Source organism: Ruminococcus sp. (assembly GCF_024691275.1).
GTDB lineage: Bacteria > Bacillota > Clostridia > Oscillospirales > Ruminococcaceae > Ruminococcus.
The window spans coordinates 1-6,862 of sequence record NZ_JAILNU010000003.1; the positions used below are offsets into that span (position 1 = coordinate 1).

At 45.3% G+C, this 6,862-nt stretch carries 6 protein-coding genes; 5 read left to right on the forward strand and 1 reads right to left on the reverse strand.

What is annotated here, in order from left to right; genetic code table 11:
* Positions 1–33 precede the first annotated feature (33 nt).
* Positions 34–978, reverse strand: coding sequence for an IS481 family transposase (locus tag K6G33_RS00390; protein ID WP_296775015.1), 945 nt, complete (start codon positions 976–978; stop codon positions 34–36).
* Positions 979–1,225: 247 nt separating this feature from the next.
* Between K6G33_RS00390 and K6G33_RS00395 the strand changes: the two genes are divergently transcribed.
* The 5 genes from K6G33_RS00395 to K6G33_RS00415 all read left to right on the forward strand — a co-directional run bounded on the left by K6G33_RS00395 (position 1,226) and on the right by K6G33_RS00415 (position 6,684).
* On the forward strand, positions 1,226–2,503 hold the full coding sequence (locus K6G33_RS00395) for an adenylosuccinate synthase (protein ID WP_296775018.1): 1,278 nt from the start codon (positions 1,226–1,228) through the stop codon (positions 2,501–2,503).
* A gap of 72 nt (positions 2,504–2,575) precedes the next feature.
* Positions 2,576–3,769, forward strand: a complete 1,194-nt coding sequence (locus tag K6G33_RS00400) for a dockerin type I domain-containing protein (RefSeq protein WP_296775020.1) — start codon at positions 2,576–2,578, stop codon at positions 3,767–3,769.
* Between the two features lie 28 nt (positions 3,770–3,797).
* Complete coding sequence (locus K6G33_RS00405; protein ID WP_296775023.1) at positions 3,798–4,985, forward strand: transglutaminase domain-containing protein; 1,188 nt, start codon at positions 3,798–3,800, stop codon at positions 4,983–4,985.
* 16 nt (positions 4,986–5,001) lie between these two features.
* Positions 5,002–6,249, forward strand: a complete 1,248-nt coding sequence (locus K6G33_RS00410) for an ABC transporter permease (RefSeq protein WP_296775025.1) — start codon at positions 5,002–5,004, stop codon at positions 6,247–6,249.
* Between the two features lie 204 nt (positions 6,250–6,453).
* Entirely contained in the window at positions 6,454–6,684 is a 231-nt protein-coding gene (locus K6G33_RS00415) for a hypothetical protein (protein ID WP_296775028.1), read from the forward strand.
* The last annotated feature ends 178 nt before the right edge of the window (positions 6,685–6,862 follow it).

The following is a 6,862-nucleotide window of genomic DNA, read 5'->3' on the forward strand; positions in this document are numbered from 1 at the left end:
TGTTGGTTTGTCAATGATGCGAGACAAATTAAATCAAAAAACTTGACCGTATTCGAGGAAAGCTTTGATGTAATCAGAAGGAGATTTCCAGTTAAGCGGACGCATAGGGAAATTATTGTATTTTCTGCTGTGAACAGCTAATTGCTTTTTAAAATCATCAAAGGAATAAAAAGTGTGAGTAGCATAGAAATACTCATTATCCTTTCGATGAGAACGTTCAACCTTGCCGTTATGACGAGGCGTATAAGGTTTTATGAGTTTGTGCTTTATGCCACGCTGTTTTAGAAGCTTCTCAAACAGCGTTGGCGTTGGCTTTTCAGAACTGCCGAGTCTTTTAGTGAACTCAGCTCCATTATCAGTTTGAACGCACTCCACTTTGAATTTAAACGCCTTGAGCATATGCTCGAGGAAAACAGCTGAACTGTATGAACTATGCTCCTCAAAGGCTTCGAGATATCTAAAACGAGAGTATTCGTCTATGGCTGTATATTGATAAAACTTGTGCCCTTCGGCTTTAGCTTCTCCAACTATGCAGGCATCAGGAACGAACTTAACATCTATCTGCACTCGCTGTCCCGGATATTGCATCTTCTCATAAAGCTTAGGGATATACTTTGGATTTGGAGGCTTAACAGGCTGCAATTCAAGCTTGCGGAGCATTCTCCATAAGCTTGGTATAGAACGCATATAGCCTTTCTGTTTAAGCTTTACCCAGAACACCACAAGTCCTGTATGCTTGTTGCGTTTTCGCATATCCTTTATCAATTTTATTTCTTCTTCGGTATGCTGATTTGGATGACTATGTGGACGATGTGAGCGATCTTTCAGAGAGTCTAATGTACCGTCATATCGTTTTATCCAGCGATATATTGACGCTCTTCCTACATTATATCGTCTTGCGGCAGCGGTAACGCCTTTTTTCTCTGCATACTTAATTACGGCTTGACGGCGAGTGGTAATCTGTGTTATAGTATTCATAGCGGATCAGCTAACCTCCTGTTGCTTTTATCTTCGCAACTTAACTGTAACACAGGTTTATGCTGCTCCGCTATCTTTTTTTGTAATTTGTCTCACATCTATTGTAATCCTACAGCGGTATTGATAATTCTTTCTTTTGTACTGTTGCATTTTATTTACTAATGTGATATAATAAAGTGTAAGTGTGTATTGACAGAAGTTCAGCTCCTGCCTGCACAAATAAAATATTATGAAAAGAGGAAAACAAATGCCTGCAAATATTGTAGTAGGAACCCAGTGGGGAGACGAAGGCAAAGGTAAAATAATTGATATCCTTGCTTCCCGCGCAGACGTTGTAGTCCGTTCACAGGGCGGAAACAACGCAGGACACACTGTAGTCAACAACGGTGAGGTATACAAGCTCCACCTTATCCCTTCGGGTATCCTCTACCCTAATGCACTCAATCTTATCGGTGCCGGAGTAGTTCTTGACCCTAAGGACTTCATCGGCGAACTTGACAGCCTTGCTGAAAGAGGTATAAAGACTGAGGGTCACCTCAAGGTGGATCCTCGCGCACAGATCGTTATGCCATGGCATATCGCTCTCGACGGTCTCTCAGAAGCATTCCGCGGCGGCAAGGACATCGGTACTACAAAGAGAGGTATCGGTCCTACATATATGGATAAATACGAGCGCTGCGGCATTCGTATGTACGATCTCGTTCACCCCGATGTGCTCGCTGAGAAGATACAGTCAACAGGCAAGCTCAAGAATGAGATAATCACTAAGGTATACGGCGGCGAAGCTTTCGACCTCGATGCAGTTACAAAGGAATATACTGAGTACGGCAAGCGCCTCCTTCCTTACATGGACGATGTTTCTGTTCTTACATTTGAAGCCCACAAGGCAGGCAAGACTATCATGTTTGAAGGCGCACAGGCTACTCTCCTTGACATAGATTTCGGTACATACCCATACGTTACATCTTCACACCCGCTCTCAGCAGGTGTATGCGTAGGTACAGGCGTAGGTCCTAAGGTAATAACCAACATCATCGGCGTTGCAAAGGCTTATACGACCCGTGTCGGCAAGGGACCTTTCCCGACAGAGCTCGATGACGCTACAGGCGATCAGATCAGAAATGTCGGCGGCGAGTTCGGTACTACCACAGGCAGACCAAGAAGAACAGGCTGGTTCGATGCAGTTATCGTTCGCCACTCTGTAAGAGTAAACGGTCTTGACAGCCTCGCTATCAACAAGCTCGATACTCTCGCTAATATCGACACACTCAAAATGTGTGTAGCCTACAAGAAGCCCGACGGCAGCGTTATCAAGGAGTTCCCACCAACACTTGAGGAACTCGAAGGCTGCGAGCCTATCTACGAGGAATTCCCCGGATTCAATGAGGATATCTCAAAGTGCAGCAGCTTCGATGAGCTTCCTGCAAACTGCAAGAGCTATATCGCTCGTCTCGAAGAGCTCGTTGGCTGCCATGTAAGCATGGTAGGCATCGGCCCTGACAGATCACAGATACTCGAAAGATAAGTAAAAGTAAATATTGCGTTCAGCCGCTTCGGCGGCTGTTCGTTTATATATTGATTTTAAGGGGGAAACACTATGAATAAATTCAGCAGAACTATAGCAGCGATCGCCGCTGTTGGTATTTGCATGACCGCAGCATTTCCTGCAAGCGCAACATTCTCAGGCAATATAATACAGCCCTCCGCAGTAAACGTTTACGAAGACGATGTTCCAAGCTTCACCTCCGACGAGGAGCTGCTCAAATACGTCCGCAGCCAGATGAAACAGCGCAACGAAAAAATAACCGCACTTGTCCTCGGTAAAGGCGAAGATGACGAAAGCCATTATTCACGCCTCGTTATCAAGGACGTATTCAATCCTACAGATGATCCTTCCGAAGGTCAGTACCTCTATCTCGGCGTTATCCAGAGCTCCGCTGTCGTAAAAGCCAACGACAAGGGCGTTCTGATAGAGCTCTCGGCAAAATACAGGACTACAGCTGCTCAGGAAGCAGAGCTCGAACAGAAGATCAAGATGTTCAAGGAGCTCCTTCTCAGCGGTGTTGATATTGATGACTATACCACAGACCAAAAGGTAAAAAAGGCTTACGACCTTGTGGTATCAAGAATGAAGCTTTCCGACGCAGCAGCGCCTGCTGAACTGGGTTCAGCCTATTCGGCTCTCGTGAAGAATACTGCAAATGAGATAGGCTATACTCAGCTCCTGATAAGAGCACTCAGTGAGCTCGGCATCGACAGTGAGGTTTACTATACCAACTATGACACCAAGAACAATCCTCTGATGGCACATTATCTCGTGCTCGTCAGAATGGACGACGTTTATTACTTCCTCGACCCTGTGTATGAGAAGAAGAACGGCACTAAAGATACGTTCTTCCTAAAGGGCTACAAGGATCTTGATGCTGCTCTCCCCGAAAATTCCGAATTAAAGCATGAGCACCTTACCTTTGCAGGCATCACCGTGGACGGCATTGCCCAAACAGAGGGTATGGCACAATTCTCGCGCTATGCTGTATTCACAAAGGGCGATGTAAACGGCGACAATATTATCGACTCTTCAGATGCTTCCTCCATTCTTGCGGAATACGCAAGGCTTTCGTCAAGTGATCTAAGAGGCACCTTCTCCGCAGGACAGAAAAAATCTGCCGACATAGACAATAACAACAAGATAGATTCTGTCGATGCTTCCAGAGCACTTGCATATTACGCTTATGTCTCAACTACTACAGGCGAACCCGTGCCTATAGAAGAATACTCTAAGAAAAAATAAATATCTGCATTCCCGCTGAGGTGATGTTATGAGTTTATCTGTAAAAATACTTGCTGTCATATCTTCGTTCACGCTGCTTCTCGGAGCAGCAGTTCCGCGCAGCTCCGAAGCTGTACAGGTATCGCGTATCGAGATATCGGCAGATCAAGTCGGTTCGAGTGCCGACGAGGCTGCTTTGCAGATGCGCAAGGCTCTCAAAGCACATACTTCGGAAATAATCATAAATGTTGATAATATAAGCTTCTCATCTGACAAAACAGAAAGACAGGCACAGATGCAGGCTTTGTCCCAGTCAATGATGTACAAGGCTTTTGACGAGACAGGCAGCGGCACAGAAGGCGATTATCTGCGCTTTGCCGTAAAATCATATAAATGTGCGGTCTCGACAAGCGGCAGGCTTACTTATACCGTTTCCTATTATACTACAGCCGAGGAAGAAGCTGTCCTGACAAAGAAGCTGAACGAGATCATGAACTCTCTGAATGTCAGTGGAATGTCTGATTATAACAAGATCAGTACTATATATAAGTACGCCAATTCACACCTGACATACTCGGACGATCTCAATGACCCGTATGTTTACTCGGCTTATAATGCAGTATTAAAAGGCGATGCAGTCTGTCAGGGTATAGCTCAGCTGATGTACCGTATGTACAACGATTCGGGAATTCCCTGCCGTATAATCGCAGGATACTCCCACGATCTCAGCGGTGTGAATCCCAACGGCAACCATGTATGGCTCATTGTAAAGCTTGACGGGATATACTATCTCCTTGACCCTACATGGGATCTCAGATCCAAAAACGGCAATTACCGATACTTCCTCAAAGGAACTGCCGACTTTGATTCCGATGCGCCCCAGCTTGTACACGTCGCACAGAACGATAACGGACTGACCTTCCCCGATTATAACTCCGATGAGTTCCACACAGCCTATCCTATCTCAAAATACCGCTACTCTCCTGTGACTTATACCCTCGGAGATGTAAACGGTGATAAGCTTATCGACTCTGTTGATGCTTCGCTCATACTTGCTGAATATTCTCGCCTTTCAAGTCAGATGACTTCCGCATTTACAGCCGCACAGTCGAAATGTGCAGATGTCAACAACGACGGCAAAATTGATTCGGTCGATGCTTCGAGAGTTCTTGCATACTATGCTCTGATCTCAAACGGAGCTGATATCAGTCTTGCTGATTATATAATAACTCATTAAAAGAGGTGTATTGAATATGTACGACGAAAATCCTATCGCAGGAGGTCTCCCCGAGGAGATCGACTATACTGCTGATAATACTAAAAAGGAAGGCCCCACAGGTGTAACAGCTCCCGTGCTTGACGACTTTGGCTATACCGCACCGACTGCAAAAAAGGACGGCCCTACAGGTGTATCTGCACCTGTTCTTGACGAGATAGACTCTTTTGCACAAAACACGGGAAAGAAAGGCGCTCCCACAGGTGTATCCGCACCTGTACTCGATGACGATATACCGTATTACGACAACAGCAAAAAAGGAGCACCTACAGGCATTTCAGCACCTGTGCTCGATGATGATGTCCCTTATCAGAGCAGCAGCGCTCCCAAAGGAGCTCCGACAGGTGTATCCGCACCTGTGCTCGACGACACTATAACAGCTGTTCAGGACAAAAAGGTGCTTTCCGACGAGGATATCATAAACGGACTTACCCCTGAACTGAAAGCGCGTTTTGAAGCTCTGCCTGCCGATAAACAGCAGCAGATAATCGACATGAGAAGAACTCAGCTGGGCGCAGTAGCTCCTCCCGTACAGGTAAAAGCTCCTGTACTCGACGAGGACAACTATACACCGCCTCCGAAGCCCGAAGCTCCTGCACCTCAGCCCTCCGAGCCTATCTCGGCACCGATACTCGATGACGAACCCGAACCGCCTAAGTATCAGCCTAAATACGTCGATGAAGACCTTGAAAGAGCAAAAGCTGAGGCAGCAAAAAAAGCTGTATCCTCTCAGCTCGTATCCGAGCAGAAGGACTCAAAGGAAAGTCTTCGCATGATGCTCCAGCTCAAGGAGGAGGCAAGACAGCGCGAAGCTGCAAAGGGCTTCAAGCTGACTATCGTTATTGCTATTATCGGCGTTATCTCAGCCGTTGCGTTCTATCTGCTTTATTCGGGACAGCTCGGTCTCAGCTACAAGAACGGTCTTGAAGGCTTCAACAGGATAATCGAGAGTTCAGCTCTGTATATCTCCGCTATCGTGGGCGTATTATCCCTGTCCCTCCTCACAGGTATCAAGGGACTGAAGTCGCTGACATCTTTCGCAATGCTCCTTTTCGGCGTAATACAGATATTCCCGGGACTTGGTATGCTTCCTCAGCACAATGGAAGCACTGCACTTAAAGCAGTACTCTTCCTCGTATCGCTGGCAGGTACTGTTGCATCATTCTTCATACTTTCGGGAAGCGAAGCTGTGGGACAGTACTTCAACAATAACAGCAGCGATTAAAACACAATATTACAAACAGCAAAAGGCTGAGAGCGTAAGCTCTCAGCCTTTTTACGTTAATTGGATAAAATTAAGGGAACGCCTTCACTTTCAATTCATAAATCCTAAAAATTTTCAGATTAAGCTTGACAAAGAGTATTATTTATGATATTATATACATATACATACACATACATATATAACTGAAAAGAAGGAGGTGATAAAATGGCAGGAAAAATGTGTCCCAAGTGTGGTAAAATGACTTTTTTTGAAACACCTACTGGTCGAAGGTGTTCCAAATGTGAGTATACCATGACATTACCAGTAAATGAAGGAAAAGGTGGACGTGGTTATAAATGTTCTAACTGTGGTAAATACACCGTTTTCAATAACAAGTGCTCAAATTGTGGTGCAACTTATAGTGAAAAAAATAATGATAAAAAGCTGAGAGCGTAAGCTCTCAGCCCAGCCTGTCAAAAAAGTCCAGCTTTCGGCTGGACTTTTTCTGTGTACTATGGTAAGATAGAAAATAAGGCGGTGAAAATAATGCTGAAACAAGAAGCTGAAAACAGAAGACAGATGGAATTTTTCTGCATAGATCAATTTGTACCCAAGAAGCATCTGCTTCGCAAGA

Excerpts from the sequence above, each read along its gene's own strand:
- K6G33_RS00395 (WP_296775018.1), top strand. The coding sequence starts at position 1,226 with ATGCCTGCAAATATTGTAGTAGGAACCCAGTGGGGAGACGAAGGCAAA.
- K6G33_RS00400 (WP_296775020.1), top strand. The coding sequence starts at position 2,576 with ATGAATAAATTCAGCAGAACTATAGCAGCGATCGCCGCTGTTGGTATT.
- K6G33_RS00405 (WP_296775023.1), top strand. The coding sequence starts at position 3,798 with ATGAGTTTATCTGTAAAAATACTTGCTGTCATATCTTCGTTCACGCTG.
- K6G33_RS00390 (WP_296775015.1), bottom strand. The coding sequence starts at position 978 with ATGAATACTATAACACAGATTACCACTCGCCGTCAAGCCGTAATTAAG.
- K6G33_RS00415 (WP_296775028.1), top strand. The coding sequence starts at position 6,454 with ATGGCAGGAAAAATGTGTCCCAAGTGTGGTAAAATGACTTTTTTTGAA.
- K6G33_RS00410 (WP_296775025.1), top strand. The coding sequence starts at position 5,002 with ATGTACGACGAAAATCCTATCGCAGGAGGTCTCCCCGAGGAGATCGAC.